13 protein-coding genes are annotated in these 15,084 nt (G+C 67.0%); 9 read left to right on the plus strand and 4 right to left on the minus strand.

Annotated elements, in window-relative coordinates; all coding sequences use genetic code 11:
• Positions 1 to 17 precede the first annotated feature (17 nt).
• Positions 18 to 1,850 carry an AMP-dependent synthetase/ligase gene (locus tag E3O19_RS14815; RefSeq protein WP_134568841.1) on the minus strand — a complete coding sequence of 611 codons (1,833 nt, stop codon included), beginning with the start codon at positions 1,848 to 1,850 and terminating at the stop codon, positions 18 to 20.
• A gap of 173 nt (positions 1,851 to 2,023) precedes the next feature.
• Here E3O19_RS14815 and E3O19_RS14820 point away from each other — a divergent pair, with 173 nt between their 5' ends.
• The 3 genes from E3O19_RS14820 to E3O19_RS14830 all read left to right on the plus strand — a co-directional run bounded on the left by E3O19_RS14820 (position 2,024) and on the right by E3O19_RS14830 (position 5,168).
• Positions 2,024 to 2,971, plus strand: a complete 948-nt coding sequence (locus E3O19_RS14820) for an ROK family glucokinase (RefSeq protein ID WP_134568843.1) — start codon at positions 2,024 to 2,026, stop codon at positions 2,969 to 2,971.
• A gap of 28 nt (positions 2,972 to 2,999) precedes the next feature.
• Positions 3,000 to 3,689: a lysophospholipid acyltransferase family protein gene (locus E3O19_RS14825; RefSeq protein WP_134568845.1), complete on the plus strand. Its 690-nt coding sequence runs from the start codon at positions 3,000 to 3,002 to the stop codon at positions 3,687 to 3,689.
• Positions 3,690 to 3,839: 150 nt separating this feature from the next.
• Positions 3,840 to 5,168: a class II 3-deoxy-7-phosphoheptulonate synthase gene (locus E3O19_RS14830; protein WP_134568847.1), complete on the plus strand. Its 1,329-nt coding sequence runs from the start codon at positions 3,840 to 3,842 to the stop codon at positions 5,166 to 5,168.
• 234 nt (positions 5,169 to 5,402) lie between these two features.
• Here E3O19_RS14830 and pknB read toward each other — a convergent pair whose 3' ends face one another.
• A complete protein-coding gene (gene pknB / locus E3O19_RS14835; protein WP_134568849.1) occupies positions 5,403 to 7,352 on the minus strand; it encodes a Stk1 family PASTA domain-containing Ser/Thr kinase in 1,950 nt (649 codons plus the stop codon).
• Positions 7,353 to 7,447: 95 nt separating this feature from the next.
• A complete protein-coding gene (locus E3O19_RS14840; protein WP_134568851.1) occupies positions 7,448 to 8,788 on the minus strand; it encodes a LysM peptidoglycan-binding domain-containing protein in 1,341 nt (446 codons plus the stop codon).
• A gap of 149 nt (positions 8,789 to 8,937) precedes the next feature.
• Here E3O19_RS14840 and E3O19_RS14845 point away from each other — a divergent pair, with 149 nt between their 5' ends.
• A complete protein-coding gene (locus E3O19_RS14845) occupies positions 8,938 to 9,282 on the plus strand; it encodes an Rv2175c family DNA-binding protein (RefSeq protein ID WP_134568853.1) in 345 nt (114 codons plus the stop codon).
• 22 nt (positions 9,283 to 9,304) lie between these two features.
• Here E3O19_RS14845 and E3O19_RS14850 read toward each other — a convergent pair whose 3' ends face one another.
• Positions 9,305 to 10,423 carry a polyprenyl synthetase family protein gene (locus E3O19_RS14850; RefSeq protein WP_134568855.1) on the minus strand — a complete coding sequence of 373 codons (1,119 nt, stop codon included), beginning with the start codon at positions 10,421 to 10,423 and terminating at the stop codon, positions 9,305 to 9,307.
• A 71-nt stretch (positions 10,424 to 10,494) separates the two neighbouring features.
• Between E3O19_RS14850 and E3O19_RS14855 the strand changes: the two genes are divergently transcribed.
• From E3O19_RS14855 to E3O19_RS14870, 5 genes are all read left to right on the plus strand, one after another.
• A complete protein-coding gene (locus E3O19_RS14855; RefSeq protein WP_134568856.1) occupies positions 10,495 to 10,866 on the plus strand; it encodes a DUF3040 domain-containing protein in 372 nt (123 codons plus the stop codon).
• Positions 10,867 to 11,172: 306 nt separating this feature from the next.
• Positions 11,173 to 11,604, plus strand: coding sequence for a division/cell wall cluster transcriptional repressor MraZ (gene mraZ / locus E3O19_RS14860; protein WP_134568858.1), 432 nt, complete (start codon positions 11,173 to 11,175; stop codon positions 11,602 to 11,604).
• A 100-nt stretch (positions 11,605 to 11,704) separates the two neighbouring features.
• A complete protein-coding gene (gene rsmH, locus E3O19_RS14865) occupies positions 11,705 to 12,658 on the plus strand; it encodes a 16S rRNA (cytosine(1402)-N(4))-methyltransferase RsmH (RefSeq protein ID WP_134568860.1) in 954 nt (317 codons plus the stop codon).
• On the plus strand, positions 12,655 to 13,257 hold the full coding sequence (ftsL, locus tag E3O19_RS18460) for a cell division protein FtsL (RefSeq protein WP_241981400.1): 603 nt from the start codon (positions 12,655 to 12,657) through the stop codon (positions 13,255 to 13,257). The genes rsmH and ftsL overlap by 4 nt, the downstream gene beginning before the upstream one ends.
• Positions 13,258 to 13,297: 40 nt before the next feature.
• Positions 13,298 to 15,076, plus strand: coding sequence for a peptidoglycan D,D-transpeptidase FtsI family protein (locus E3O19_RS14870; protein WP_241981401.1), 1,779 nt, complete (start codon positions 13,298 to 13,300; stop codon positions 15,074 to 15,076).
• The last annotated feature ends 8 nt before the right edge of the window (positions 15,077 to 15,084 follow it).

A 15,084-nucleotide genomic window follows, 5' to 3' on the forward strand; every position in this document is an offset into this window, starting at 1 on the left:
TGGGCCCGCTGCACGCCTCAGGCGCGCAGCGGGGTGCTCTCGGTGATCGGCGCACCCGCGTACATACCCGCGATGACGTCGGCGAAGTCCTTGAGGATCAGGTCCCGCTTGATGCTCAGCTTCGGGGTGAGATAGCCGTTGTCCTCGGTGAGCTCGGTGGTGAGCACGATGAACTTGCGGATCGACTCGGCCCGGGAGACGTGATCGTTGGCGTGGTCGACCGCGCGCTGCACCTCGGCGACGACCTTCGGATTCACGGCCGCCTCGGCCAGCGACATGCCGGCATCCTCACCGTTGTTGTTCAGCCAGACCGCGAGCATGTCAGGGTCGAGCGTCACCAGGGCCGCGATGAACGGTTTGCGGTCACCAACGACAACGACCTGCCCGATCAGCGGATTGGACCGGATCGGGTCTTCGAGGGCGGCCGGGGCGACGTTCTTGCCGCCGGCCGTGACGATGATCTCCTTCTTGCGCCCGGTGATGGTGAGGAATCCCTCGCTGTCGAAGTCACCGATGTCGCCGGTGCGGAGCCAGCCGTCCTGGAATGCGGCAGCGGTCGCCTCCGGGTTCTTCCAGTACTCCTTGAAGACGTTGACGCCCTTCACCTCGATCTCACCGTCGTCCATGATGCGCACGGAGACGCCGGGCAGGGGCGGGCCGACGGTGCCGATCTTGAACTTGGTCGCGAGCCCGACGCTGGTCGGCGCCGTGGTCTCGGTGAGTCCGTAGCCCTCGAGGATCTTAATCCCCAGGCTGTGGTAGAAGTGGCCGAGGTGAGCGCCGAGGGGCGCGGACCCCGACACGGCGTACTTGACGTTGCCGCCCATCGCGGCGCGCAGCTTGCTGTAGACGAGACGGTCGAAGATGGCGAACTTGATCTTCATCATCAGCGGAACCGGTTTGCCCTGGTCGACGGCGATCGAATGGTCCACGGCGATCTGCGCCGCCGCCTCGAAGATCTTGCCGCGACCGGCCGCCTCGGCCTTCTGCTCGGCGGAGTTATAGACCTTTTCGAAGACGCGGGGGACAGCCAGCAGGAAGGTCGGCTTGAACGTGCCGAGCGCGGGCAGCAACTGACGGGTGTCCGGTTGGTGGCCGACCCGCACGCCCGACTGCACACAGAGCACGGCGATGAACCGGGCGAAGATGTGTGCGGTGGTGATGAAGAGCAGCGTGGATGCTCCATGCTCGTCCTCGAGCACCTCTTTGAGGGCCACGGAGGCGTTGCGGGTCGTCTCCACGAAGTTGGAGTGGGTGAGCACGCAGCCCTTCGGGCGGCCCGTCGACCCGGAGGTGTAGATGAGCGTGGCCATGTCGTCGCCCACGGCGATGTTGCGGCGGCGCTCGATCTCCGCATCCGTGACGCCCGTGCCGGAGGCGGCGAGTTTGTCGAGGTCGCCGAGGCCGATCTGCCAGACGGTTTGGATGCTCGGCAGTTCGGGGTGCACCTCGTCGAACCGGGAGAAGTGGTCGGCCGTCTCGAGGATCACGGCGGTGGCGCCGGAATCACCGAGGATCCACTGGATCTGGATGGGGGAGCTGGTCTCATAGACCGGCACGAGCACAGCACCTGCATACCAGGCAGCGAAGTCGATCAGCGTCCACTCATACCTGGTCTTGCACATCAGGCCGATCTTGTCGCCGGGTTCGATCCCTCCGGCGACGAGGCCCTTGGCCAGGGCAACCACCTGGCGGTGGAATTCCGCGGTGGTGACCGGGACCCATTGGCCGTTGACGGGAAGCGAGAAGAGCACGGACTCCGGCGTGGCCGCGACGCGAGCGGCCAGGAGGTCGGTGACGTTGGCCTCGGGGTCGGCGGGAACGATAGCGGGCTGGTCGAACTGTTTCACGGTAACTCCTTTGGCACCGGACGGGATTTCCCCCACTCTATCCGGGTGGGCCGGCGGTCGTGGACGTTTCGCCTGGCCGTGCGCTGGTTCACTACACTCTAGAGGGGACGCCCCGGCAGCTCTGATCGCTCTGCGGCCCAATTCCCCGGCCACGCCTAAGAAAGAAGTTCGCTGTGCACGCGATTGGGATTGACATCGGTGGCACGAAGATCGCCGCCGCCCTCGTCGACGAATTCGGAACGATCATCCGTTCCGATCGCCGCCCGACCACAGCGAGCGACCCGCGCGGCATCGAAGACGCCGTCGTCGAGATGATCACGGGGCTCGCCGAAGGCGAGGAGGTCGTCGCCGCCGGAATCGCCGCGGCCGGGTTCATCGACGCGGCCCAGTCCGTCGTCTACTACGGCCCCAACGTCAACTGGCGCCACGAACCTCTTCGGGCAACCCTCGAGGCGCGCCTGGACATGCCGATCCTGATCGAGAACGACGCCAACGCCGCCGGCTGGGCCGAATTCTGTTTCGGCGCCGGCCAGATGTACAGCGACATGGTCATGCTCACCATCGGCACCGGCGTCGGCGGCGCGATCATCTCCGAAAACCGGCTCTTTCGCGGCGGCTTCGGCTGCGCCGCAGAGCTTGGGCACCTGCGGATCGTCCCGAACGGGCGCTCCTGCGGCTGCGGCGCCCAGGGCTGCATCGAGCAGTACGGTTCCGGCCGTGCCCTGCTCCGGATCGCCAACGAGCTGGCGGATGCCGGCGGAATCGGCCAAGGCCTCGCCGCCGCCCGCAAGGGGAAGGGCAAGCTGACCGGCAAGGACGTGGGTCGGTTGATCCAGGACGGCGACAACGGCGCGCTGGCCGCGCTGCGCCAGCTGGGCAGTTCGCTCGGCCAGGCCTGTGCCAGCCTCTCCGCCGTGCTCGACCCGCAGATCTTCGTCTTCGGAGGGGGAGTCGCCGACGCCGGCGACCTGCTGCTGGAGCCGATTCGGGCCGCCTACCTGGAGAACCTCCCGGCCAGGGGCTACCACCCCGAGGCGGAGTTCGCCATTGCCCAGCTCGTGAACGATGCCGGCGTGGTCGGTGCGGCCGACCTCGCGCGGAAGCACGTTTTCACGAAGTAGGCTCAGGGAGTCCAACGGAGGGAGCCCAATGTTTTATTGGTTCATGAAAAACATTGTCATCGGTCCCCTGGTGCTCGGAATCTTCCGGCCCTGGGTGGTCGGGCTGGGGAACATCCCCAAAGAGGGCGGCGTGATCCTCGCCAGCAACCACCTGTCTTTCATCGACTCGGTGTTCCTCCCCCTGGTCGTCTCCAGGCGGGTCGTCTTCCTGGCCAAGAGCGAGTACTTCACTGGCAAGGGCCTCAAGGGCTGGGCCACGCGCCAGTTCTTCAAGGCCACCGGCCAGCTTCCGATCGACCGCTCGGGCGGCAAGGCCTCCGAGGACTCCCTCAACACCGGCCTGCGCGTGCTCGCCGGCGGCGGCGTGCTCGGCATCTATCCGGAGGGCACGCGTAGCCCTGACGCCAAGATGTACCGCGGCCGCACCGGGGTGGCCCGAATGGTGCTCGAGGCTGGCGTGCCGGTGATCCCCGTCGCGATGATCGACACCGAGAAGGCCATGCCAACCGGCACCCGCATCCCGAAGGTGCGCCGGATCGGCGTCGTGATCGGCACGCCACTGGACTTCAGCCGGTTCGACGGCATGGAGGGCGACCGGTTCGTGCTGCGCTCGATCACCGACGAACTGATGTACGAACTGCAGCGACTGAGCACTCAGGAGTACGTGGACGTCTACGCCACCAGCGTGAAAGAAAAGCGGGCAAGCCTTTCGCGATAAGCTCGCGTCATTGGTTTCGCCCAGATTCCCCGGCCGCAACCGGCCACAAACCCACCCCCGGCAGGCAAGATTCCCGCGTGCCGCGCAAGAGAAAACAGGACTAGCCCAGTGGTAGACCCTACCGAACCAGTCGTTGTCGCAGATCGATCTGTGATCGCTGGCCTGGACTATTGGCGCTCACTGCCGATCAAGCAGCAGCCGACCTGGCCCGACGCCGAGGCCGTCGCCCTGGCATCCGCGGAGCTGTCCACTCAGCCGCCGCTCGTCTTCGCCGGCGAGGTCGATATCCTGCGCGACCGGCTGGCCCAGGCCGCAAGCGGCGAGGCCTTCCTGCTGCAGGGCGGCGACTGCGCCGAGACCTTCAGCGGCGCCACCGCTGAGCAGATCCGCAACCGGGTCAAGACCGTGCTGCAGATGGCCGTGGTGCTCACCTACGGCGCGTCGATGCCCGTGATCAAGATGGGGCGGATGGCCGGCCAGTTCGCCAAGCCGCGCTCCAGCGACTTCGAGACCCGTGGCGGCGTCACGCTGCCGGCCTACCGCGGCGACATCGTCAACGGCTATGACTTCACGCCCGAATCGCGCGAGGCCGACCCGGCGCGCCTGGTGAAGGGCTACCACACCGCCGCATCCACCCTCAATCTCATCCGTGCGTTCACCCAGGGTGGTTTCGCCGACCTCCGCCAGGTGCACAGCTGGAACCAGGGCTTTGCGGCGAACCCGGCGAACCAGCGCTACGAGAAGGTGGCCAAGGAGATCGACCGGGCCATCAAGTTCATGATCGCCTGCGGCGCCGACTTCGAGGCGATGCGTCGCACGGAGTTCTACACCAGCCACGAGGGTCTCCTGATGGACTACGAACGACCGATGACGCGGATCGACTCCCGCACCGGCACCCCGTACAACACTTCGGCGCACTTCATCTGGATCGGGGAGCGAACCCGCGAACTCGACGGCGCTCACGTGGACTTCCTGTCCAGGGTGCGCAACCCGATCGGGGTCAAGCTCGGCCCGACCACCCAGGCCGACGACATGCTGCGCCTGGTCGACAAGCTCGACCCGAACCGCGAACCCGGACGCCTAACCTTCATCACCCGGATGGGTGCCGGCAAGGTGCGCGACGCCCTCCCGCCCCTGCTCGAGGCGATCAAGGCGAGCGACGCCCAGCCGCTCTGGGTCACCGACCCGATGCACGGCAACGGCGTCACCACCCCGACCGGCTACAAGACCCGTCGTTTCGACGACGTGGTCGACGAGGTGCGCGGCTTCTTCGAGGCCCACCGGAGCGTGGGCACCCACCCCGGCGGCGTGCACGTGGAGCTGACCGGCGACGACGTCACCGAGTGCCTTGGCGGCTCCGAGCACATCGACGAGGCCGCCCTGGCGACTCGTTACGAGTCGCTCTGCGACCCGCGCCTGAACCACATGCAGTCCCTCGAGCTGGCCTTCCTCGTGGCGGAGGAACTCGCCGCCCGCTAGCCCGGCCAGTCCCCGGCCCGCCGCCGTCGAGTTCGACGGACATTTTTCCAAATATCACCTGTTTTCCTGCGAAAACTGCTTTTTGGGAAAGTATCTCCGTCGAATTCGACCTGCGCACAATCCGTTCTGGCGGGCCACACCGGGCAACGGATGCCGTCGGCCCGCCGGACGAGTCTCACGGCGGGGTGGCCTGTTGGTGCTCAGTGGGCGCTCAATTGGCGGTGTGTGCGGACGCTATCCGAACGGATTGGTCGGCTTGAGGGTGATGGTGCTTCCCTTGGGGGCGGAGGTACCCGCGGCCGGATCTGTTGACGCGACCTGGATCAGAGAAGAGTAGACAGGCGCATCCGCGCCGGGGTTGTACGTTAATTTGAAGCCGAGGTCGCTGAGGATCTTCTTACCTTCGCCCCAGGATCTGCCGACGACATCGGGAACAACGACGGGCTCCGGGCCGCGTGAGATCGTCAGGTTGAAGGTATCGCCCACGCGCACAGGGCCGTCGCCCGCGGCGGAGGCCTTGATCACATGGCCCTCCGGGATCGAGTCGCTGTAGGTCTGTTCGCCGGATTTGGCAGCCAGGCCCTTCTCCTTGAGGACGGCGGTCGCGTCGTCGACGGACTTGCCCGCGACATCGGGGATGCCCCCGAGCGAGACGACCAGGTTCACCTTCATGCCCTCGAAGTAGCCGCCGCCCTGCGACACGTCGCCCGAGTCGCTCTCCCGGCTGGCCGAGATGACGGTTCCCGCGGCGACGTCGCCGTTGAAGACCGAGTCGGTGCCGCCGACGGAGGCCTTCAAGTCGGTGATCGCCTTCGTGGCGGCATCCGTGGCCAGGCCGGCCAGCACGGGCAGGGTGATCGGCTGGGGTCCCTGGGATACCCGCAGCGTGACGGTGCCGCCCTTGGCCACGCGAGCGGCGGCGCCCGGCTCGGTGCTCGCGACCAGGCCGGCCGCGATCGTGCCGCTGTACTGGGTGCCGAGTGTGGCCTTCAGGCCCAGCTTGGTGAGCTGGCTGGTCGCGTCCTCCGGCGACGCAGAGACGAGCTGAGGGACGGCGACGAGCGAGCCGGGCCCTGAGCCGAAGTACCAGCCGGTACCGCCGGCCAGGGCCGCGAGCAACATGACCAGAGTGAACAGCCAGTAGCCCTTGCGTTTGCGTTTGCGTGCGTTGTCGGTGAGGCGTGCCGCGTTGTCAGGCTTGGGCGGCGGCGTTTTGGACTTGGTTGCCGTGGCGAGGGGTTTGACACCGAGGATCTGGGTCGCCGCGTCGGCGACCGCGCTCGACAGCCCGGTGGAGAGGATCATCGTCGGTTGGAGGGCGGTCTGATCGGCGGAGGACGCGCGCACGATCTTGTCGACGTCCTGGAGTTGGTCGAGCATGACCCTGGCATCCCGCGGGCGGTTCTCCGGGTCGCGGGCGGTCGCCCAGCTGACGAGCTCGTCAAGTTCGGGCGGGATCGTCGGCACCCGGGTGCTCGGCATCGGCACGGTGTCGTTCGCGTGCTGGTACGCGATCTGCATGGGAGCTTCGCCCACGTAGGGCTGCTCGCCGGTGAGCATCTCATAGGTCATGATGCCGAGCGCGTAGATGTCGCTGCGCGCGTCGGCGATCCCGCGGGTCACGAGCTCGGGGGAGAGGTAGGCGATCGTGCCGAGCAGTGCCTGCCCGGTGGCGGTGTTGTTGTTGACGGCGCGGGCGAGGCCGAAGTCACCGATCTTGATCCGGCCGTCGTCGGCGAGTAGCACGTTCTCCGGCTTGAGGTCTCGGTGCACGATCCCCGCCTTGTGCGCCGCGGCGAGCCCGGACAGCACGGCCCCGAGGATGTCCATGGTCTGCTCGCTCGTGAGCCTGCCGTAATCCTTGAGCAGGTCGCGCAGGGTGATTCCCGGCAGGTACTCCATCACCAGGTAGGCCATGTCGGCATCCTGGCCCTGGTCATACACGTTGACGACGTTCGGGTGGGCCAGCCGGGCGGCCGACCGGGCCTCCTGAACGAAGCGGGCCTTGAAGGCGTTGTCGTCGGCAAGGTGGCCGTGCATGATCTTGATCGCGACCCGGCGTTCGAGGCGCAGGTCGGTGGCGAGGTAGACGGTGGCCATGCCGCCGCGGGCGATTCGAGAGCGCACCTGATAGCGGCCGTCAATCAGACGGCCGATCATCGGATCGGCAGGGCTATCGCTCACCAGACAATTCTAGGGAAGGATACGGCGTTCACCGTTGCAGGACACCCGGAACCCGGGGGATTTGCGGGTAAGAAGGGCGCGGTTTGGGGCCCAGGTCAGCCCAGTTCGGGGAGCCACGCCCGAGCGGACGTCTCCCACTTGGCGTAATAGTCGGGGAAGGCGGAGATCTGCACGGCCTGGGCCGCCTGGGTCACGGTCATGGCCTCCCAGCCGGGTATGTCGAGCAGACCGTGGGTGACTCCTCGGTTCGGGTTGCCGGCTCCGCCGAAGAAGGCCTGGCTGGCGCGCACCGGGTCCATGACCTGCTCAGCCGATCCCCAGCCCGCGCTCGGTCGCTGCTGGAACAGGCCGAGGGAATCCCGGTCGCCGTGATGCACGTTGCGCAACCCGGATTCCTGGGCGGCGGCGGCCAGCGCCACGACGAGGCCGGCGTCGCCGACGCCGGCGGCACGCCCGGCGGCCACGATGATGCGGGCGTTCTGGCGCATCTCGTCGGTCAGCGTTGTGACGACTCCGGCGGTGGCCGTCGGCTCGGGGCGCGCGGGGTCTGCGACCGGCGCGGCTGCGACCGACGACACGACGACCGACGAGACCTGTGCGATGGCGAGGGAGGGCACCGCCAGGACCTGGCCCGGGTAGATGATGCTGGACCAGCCGAGCCCGTTGGCGTCGAGCACAGCCTGCACGGAGACCCCCGCGGCCGCAGCGATGGCGCCGATGGTGTCGCCGGCGTTGATGGTGTGCGTGCCGGTCGCCGCCGTGGCCGGGGCGGGGATCGGGGCCGGTGCCGGTCGTGTGGCCGGCGCGACTGCGGGTGCGGCGGCACCGGGCAGCACGATGGCCTGGCCGGGGAAGATGATGCTGCCCCGGTCGAGGCCGTTCGCGCTCAGGATGTCGCCCACGGACAGTCCGTGGGCGGCCGCGACGCCGCTGATCGTGTCACCGGCCACGATCGTGTACCGGGTGATCTCGGCCGCGACCGGGGTCGGCGCTGCGGCGACCGGCGCGGCCTGGCCGGAGAGGGTGAGGGTCTGGCCGGGGAAGATCACGGCGGACCAGCCGAGACCGTTCAAGGCGAGCACGGATGCCGTAGACAGGCCGAACCGGCCTGCCACCGCGCTGACGGTGTCACCCTCGACCACCGTGTACCGGGTCGGCGCCGCCTCAGCTGATGCGCGCGCGACCTGGCCGCGAACGGGGGCTGCCGGGACGGCGCCCGGCAGGTTGCTCCGGCTCTTCAGCGGCTTCTTCGCGATGCTCGCGGCATCCGCCGGCGAAGCCAGGTTCAGGGCGATGGCGATGGTGCTGATGATAACAAGGGGGATCGTGGCGAGGCGTCTGACTGACCGATGAGGCCCGAACTGGCCCTGGCTGTGCCGCCCGCCATCCACTGGTGGCCCTGTCTGTGCTCCGATTCTGCTGGCTTTTGCCGACATGGCGCTCCCCGTCCAGATTGCATACAACGTGCAACGTTGACACAGATGATTATGACAGTCAACCAGCGTGCCCCGTGTTATCGGAGTCAACACACGGGAAAGCCGACAGGGGGTTTGTCGACGTTCGGGAATCATGGAATGCTGGTGACGTGACCGAATCGTTTTCAGATCAGCAGTGGCTGTCCATCCCCGATCTCGTCCAGCTCCTCGGCGTGAGCCAGAGCAGGGTTCGCCAACTGATCGATGACAAGCAGCTGCTGGCCATCCGCCGCGGTGGCGGCCCGCTGCAGGTTCCGGCCCAATTCATCAAGGACGGCGCCCCCCTCCCGGAACTGCGCGGAACCCTGATCGTGCTCGGTGACGACGGTTTCACCGACGAGCAGGCCATGGATTGGCTTCTCGAGGTGGACAGCAGCCTGGGCGTTCCACCCATCGTAGCGCTGCTGGCCGGCCGCAAGGCCGAAGTGCGACGGGTCGCCCAGGCTCTCGCCTAGGCACCACGCCCCTCCAGGAGATCTAGAAGACCCTTCGGGTCACGGTTTCGGCGAGAAGGCCGAGCTGCCCGGTCACCTCGGCGTCGATCGGCGAGCCGGCCAGCGCGGCCAGGGCCTCGGCCACGTTGGACTGGATCAGGTCCTCGACCCGGCGCACGGCACCGCTGTCGCTGATGAGCCGCTGCAGGCCGGTGATCTGTTCCGCGGTGAGCCCGGGGTCACCGAGCAGCGTGTCCAGCAGCTTCCGGTCGTCCTCGGCCACTGACTGTCTCGCCAGGGCGACCAACACCGTGCGCTTGCCCTCGCGCAGGTCGTCGCCACTGGGCTTGCCCGTCACAGCCGCGTCGCCGAAGACCCCCAGGAGGTCATCGCGCAACTGGTAGGCGATGCCGAGCGGCAGCCCGAATGCCCGCAGGGTGTCGAGGTGTTCCTCCTCGGCTCCGGCGACGGCGGCACCGATCACGAGCGGTGCCTGCACGCTGTACTTCGCCGACTTGAAGACGATCACCCGCATGGCCCGATCGAACAGTTCGGACTCCGGCTGGGTGAGCCAGGCTCGCTCCTCCAGGATGTCCAGGTACTGCCCCGCCGTGACCTCGGTGCGCATCCGGTTGAATTGGGCCCTCGCGGCCTGGGCCGAGGCCCGCGGCACCCCGGCCAGTCCCTCGTCGAGGAGCTCGTCACTCCAGCCGAGCAGGAGGTCGCCGAGCAGGATCGCCGCGGCCTGCCCGAAGTCCTGGCGGCTGCCGGCCCACCCGCTCGACGTGTGCATCGCCTCGAAGAGCCGATGCGCGGACGCCTTGCCGCGCCGGGTATCCGACTTGTCGATGATGTCATCGTGAACGAGCGCCGCAGCATGGAAGATCTCGAGCGCTGCGGCGACGGCGACCACCGGCGACAATCGCGCAGGGGGGTCGTCGGCGGCAGCCGGTTCGGCGGGGGATCGGCTGCCCTCGACGCTCTTCCAGCCCCAGTAACAAAAGAGGGCCCGGAAGCCCTTGCCACCGCTGAGAAATTGCCGTGAGAAGTCCACCAGCGGCGTAAGATCCGGGCTGATAGTAGTCACAATTGGTTGACGGGTTTCGACGAATTCGTCGATCCGAGAATGAACCAGTTCGATCAGTTGATTGCTTTCAGCCACGTGCCTAGCCTAGCCATCCCAGCGGGGCTAGAATTGGGAGCCAAGCCGCCGGTCCGAGTAGGAGGAATGAGATGCCGCTTTCGGAACAAGAGCAGCGACTCCTCGAAGAAATGGAGCGCGGTCTCTACCACAATGATGCCGACTTCGTGTCGACCGCCGGCGGTTCGCCGCTCCGACCCAATTACCGCTCGATTGCGATCGGCGTCCTCGCCGCAGTCGCCGGCATCGGCGGATTGATCGCCGGTGTCGCCGTTCAGCAGCTCTGGATCGGCATCCTCGGATTCATCGTCATGTTCGCCGGCGTGCTCATCGCGACCACGCCTGGCAAGTCCGCTCGCCGGATGGGCGCCCCACCGCTTGGTCGTCCGGCCCCGCGGGCCGCCGACAAGGGGTTCATGGACCGTCTCAACGAACGCTGGGATCGTCGACAGGACGGCCAGTAGGATTTTTCGCCCGTCGTCCCCTGCCAGATAGCGACATGGTGTCATAGCCGCGCCCCACCACCTCACCACCTCACCGCAGAATCGTTTTCCCCCCGCAATGTGGGCCGATCATCCGATCGGCCCTTTTTTTATGCCCGAAATCGATCGTTTTCGTTCCGGGCGCCGATTTTCCCTCCACTTCTGCTTCTCAGTCATGGTGGGGAATTTCTCGCAAAAATCCCCGAAAGGGGGCGTATTTTCATTGTTTGGTGGAGCGAAGTGGAGTAAAGTGGAGTAACACCTGAACCTGGCCGGAAGGGGTGATGAATGTTCCTCGGGACCTATTCCCCCAAGCTCGATGAAAAAGGACGCGTCATCCTTCCCGCGAAGTTCCGCGACGAGTTGTCGCCGGGGATCGTCATGACCCGTGGCCAGGAGAACTGCCTCTACGTCTTCACGACCCGTGAGTTCGAGGTATTCGCCGACAAGATCGGCCAGGCCCCGCTCACCGACAAGGCGGCTCGCAGCTATGCGCGGATGACCCTGTCCGGTGCCAGCGCCGAGATGCCGGACAAGCAGAATCGGGTGACCATCCCGGCCAACCTACGCAGCTACGCCGGCCTGGGCCGTGACCTCACCGTCATCGGCGCCGGAACCCGGGTCGAGATCTGGGACAGCGCGGCATGGGACACCTACCTCGCCGAACAGGAAACCTCGTTCGCAAACACTTCGGAGGAGGTGATTCCGGGACTCATCTAGCACCTGGCGCCTGACTCCCAGCCGTTCTCCCTGACACACTTCCCCGGTGCCAGGAAGGAATGGATGGGGATCAGGAGCCAGGAACTACTCCTGGGACTATATGGCCATCAATGACATCCACACCCCCGTCATGCTCGACCGCTGCGTCGGGCTGCTCGCGCCGGCACTGGAGCAGCCCGGCGCGGTGCTCGTCGACGCCACCCTCGGCATGGCAGGGCACGCCGAGGCCATCCTCCAGCGTTTCCCGAACCTCGTCCTGGTCGGCCTCGACCGGGACCTCGAGGCCCTCGCGATCGCCGAGGCGCGACTCAAGCCGTTCCGTGACCGCGTGCACCTCGTGCACACCGTCTACGACGGCATCCGGGAGGCACTCGACGGGCTCGGCATCCGCGAGGTGAACGGCATTCTCTTCGACCTCGGCGTCTCGTCGCTGCAGCTCGACCGGGTGGAGCGCGGCTTCTCCTACTCCAAGGATGCGCCCCTGGACATGCGGATGGACAGCACCAGCGAACTCACGGCCGAACGCATCCTCGCCGGCTACAGCGAAGCCGACCTGCGGCGGATCTTCCACGACTACGGCGAGGAGAAACTCGCCGCCCGTTACGCGAAGGCCATCGTCGAGGCTCGGGCCACGATGCCGTTCACGCGGTCTGCCCAACTGGTCCAGGTGATCACCGCGGTCACCCCGGTTGCGGTGCAGCGCACCGGGCACCCGGCGAAGCGGGTCTTCCAGGCGCTCCGGATCGAGGTCAACCAGGAGCTGGCCGTTCTCGAACGGGCCATCCCGGCCGCCCTCGAAGCGGTGGCCGTCGGCGGCCGGATCGTCGTGATGGCCTACCAGTCCCTCGAGGACCGCATCGTCAAGAAGCTGCTGGCCGGCGCGTCGGGTTCAACGGCCCCCGCCGGGCTGCCGATCGAACTGCCTGAACACAAACCACTGTTCAAATTGCTCATCAGAGGCGCGGAACTGGCCTCCGAAGAGGAAAAAGCGAGTAATCCGCGCGCGACGTCGGTCCGACTTCGCGCCGCCGAGCGACTGAGGAGAGCCGCATGAGTGACAATCTCGCACGCATCCTGCGACCGAACTGGGACAGCACCCCCGACACGTCGCCGTCCCAGGACACCCGCCACATCGAAATCGTCTCCACCCGCAGCCAGCGTCGCGCCAGGCCCCGGATCGTCTACGCGCTCTCGGCCGTGGCCGGAATGACGACCATCGTCGTCGTCCAGCTGCTGCTGAGCGTGGGGATCTCCCAGGGTGCCTACGAGGTGTCTCGGCTGCAGGCCAGCCAGGTCGAGCTCGGCCGTACCGCCGAAAGCGTGACCGAAGACCTCGTGCGGATCTCCTCCCCGCAGAGCCTGGCCGCCAATGCCGAGGCGCTGGGCATGGTCAGTACCTCCAACCCCGTCTATCTCCGCCTGTCCGACGGCGCCGTGCTCGGCGCGCCGGCCTCGGCCACCGGAAGTCAGGGCGGCTCGGCGAGTCTCGTGCCGAATGCGCTGCTCGCCGGCGTACCGTTGGTCACGCAGCTGCCGCAGGGTGCAGGCCAGGGTGCCAGCGTCGGCGGCGCCGCGGTCGGCGCCGCGGCGAAGGTCGCAGACGTCGCGCCGAAGGCTCTGCCGAACGGCATCCCGACCCCCGCAACCCGCTAGTCCGGCAACCCCGTGGCCCGGCCACAGTAAGGATCAGACGGTGGCGACGAACACCCGGTCAAGCAGGCGCCGCATCGCGGGAACGATCGTGCTCCTGTTCGCGATCATCGCCCTCTTCGTGGTCAAGCTCGTCGACATCCAGATCGTGCGCGCCGACACCCTGAATGCGGAGTCGCTCGGCAATCGTTCGGTCGAACAGCCCGTTTACGGCTCGCGTGGCGACATCCTCGACGCCAACGGTGTCGTGCTGGCCGGGACGGTCATGCGGTACAACATCACCCTGTCGCCGCGCAATGCCGCCGAATTCACGCGCACGACCGACGCCGGCAAGGTCACCGTGACGGTCGCCCAGGCGGCAGCCGAGATCGGGGCTCTCACCGGCAAAACCGGTGACTCCATCCTGGCGATCATCTCCGGCGCCCTCGCCAAGGACAAGGGCTCCGACTACGCGTTCGTGGCCAAGGCCGTCGACGTGAATGTTTTCCGTGCTGTCGACAAGCTCGAGATCCCCTGGATCTACTTCGAGAAGAATCCGAGCCGGGTCTACCCGGACGGCGCCGTCGCCGGAAACCTGGTCGGGTTCGTCTCGTCGGGGGGAGAGGCGCAGGCAGGCCTTGAACTCGGCCAGGATTCCTGCCTGGCCAGCACGAACGGCACGGAGACCTACGAGAAGGGCGCCGACGGGGTGCGCCTGCCGCAGAGCACCGTCACCACCAGGCAGGCCCAGAACGGCGGCGACGTCGTCACCACCATCGACTCCGACCTGAACTGGTACGTGCAGCAGGTCCTCGCCAAGCAGGCGACGGCCACCGGTGCGGCCTGGGGAACCGTCGTCGTCCAGGAGGTGAAGACCGGCAAACTCGTCGCGGTCGCCGATTACCCGTCGGTCGACCCCAACAACGTGAACGGGACCGCGAACCATGACGACCGCGGATCGAGGGCATTCACGGCCTCCTTCGAACCCGGCTCGACCTTCAAGGCACTCACCGCGGCATCCGTGCTCGATGCGGGCCTGGCCACCCCCGGCAGCAAGATCGTGGCGCCCTACCGTTACCTGCCGCCGAACGGGGCCAACGTCAACGACAGTTCCGGGCACGCCGACCTCAATCTGACCCTGACCGGTGTGCTGATCGAATCCTCCAACACGGGAATGTCGAAGTTCGGCGAGCTACTCAGCGACCAGCAGCGCTACGACTACATGACCAGGTTCGGCTTGGGCAAGGCCACCGAGGCGCAGTTCCCCGCCGAAGACAGCGGCATCCTGCACGCCTTTGGGAACTGGGACAGCCAGACCAAGTACGCCACCATGTTCGGCCAGGGCCTGACCACCACCGCGCTGCAGATCTCCAGCATCTACCAGACCATCGGCAACAACGGGGTACGGCTTCCCGTGCAGCTGGTCGAGGGGTGCCGGCACGCCGACGGCACGATGACCGAGGTGCCTGCCACGGCGGGCAGCCAGGTCGTGTCGGCGTCGGCCGCCCGCGACACCGCGGACATGCTCGAGATGGTCTACCAGAAGGGCTGGCTGGCCGCGAAGTGGAACATCCCCGGCTATCGGGTCGCCGCCAAGACCGGTACCGCGCAGATGCCCGACGGCAAGGGCAGCTACACCCACGGCTACCTGGTTTCCGTTTCCGGCTTCGCCCCGGCCGATGATCCTGAGTACGTCGTTTCGGTCAGCCTCGCGGATCCTGTTAAACTGAACTCTTCTGCGGCATCTGCTCCGATCTTCCAAGAGGTCATGAGCCAGGTGCTGAAGAAGTACCGGGCAGTCCCATCGGGCGCCGCCGCGCCTGCCCTTCCCGGTACCTGGTAAGAAAGTGA

The organism is Cryobacterium algoritolerans (genome assembly GCF_004402785.1).
GTDB lineage: Bacteria > Actinomycetota > Actinomycetes > Actinomycetales > Microbacteriaceae > Cryobacterium > Cryobacterium algoritolerans.